Annotated in this window: 1 protein-coding gene; it reads left to right on the top strand. The window is 64.0% G+C overall.

Annotated features, from left to right (window positions below):
• A partial coding sequence (gene tnpC, locus CWO89_RS44815) for an IS66 family transposase (protein WP_130584450.1) occupies positions 1–778 on the top strand: 778 nt, incomplete at both ends.

Raw genomic sequence — 778 nt, 5'->3', positions numbered from 1 at the left:
CCGACCGAAGCGGCGATTGCGCACGTGATTGTCTCCAAGTTTGGCGACCATACGCCGTTTTACCGTCAGGCCGAGATCTATGCGCGCCAGGGGATCCGGCTTGATCGGGCGACACTGGGCAATTGGTCCGGCCGCGCCTGCTTCCATCTCCGACCCGTTGCCGACCACATGCGCCGCCATCTGGCAGCGGCGGATCGTCTGTTCATGGACGAAACTACGGCGCCGGTGCTCGATCCCGGGCGTGGTCAAACGAAGAAGGGCTACTTCTGGGCGAGCGTCTCCGACGACCGCGGCCATAGCGGCCCAAGTCCGCCGATCGTGCTGTTCCGATATGCCCCCGGCCGCAGCGGCGCCTTCGCTGAGCAGTTCCTGGACGGCTTTAACGGACGCTTCCTGCAATGCGATGCCTATGACGGTTATGACCGGCTGACCGAAGTCGCTCGACCGCAAGGGCCGTGGACGCTCGTGCATTGCTGGAGCCATCTGCGTCGGCGCTTCGTCAAATTGGCCCGCAACAGCAAATCGCCGATCGCCGAGGCCGCCGTCCGGCAGATCGCACAGCTTTACGCCATCGAAGCCATGGTACGTGGTTCATCGCCGGACACCAGGCTGGCCGCGCGCAAGGAACACTCGCTGCCCATCGTCGAGGCGTTGAAGCCGTGGTTCGAGAAGCAGCTGTCGATGATCTCCAGCGGCTCGACGCTCGCCGAGGACATCCGTTACGCGCTCAATCATTGGCAAGGGCTGACCCGCTTCCTCGAAGACGGGCGTCTCGAGC

Source organism: Bradyrhizobium sp. Leo170, assembly GCF_004296405.1.
Taxonomy (GTDB): domain Bacteria; phylum Pseudomonadota; class Alphaproteobacteria; order Rhizobiales; family Xanthobacteraceae; genus Bradyrhizobium.
The sequence above is the reverse complement of the archived record's forward strand: the minus strand, read 5'-3'. Positions and strand labels throughout refer to the sequence as shown.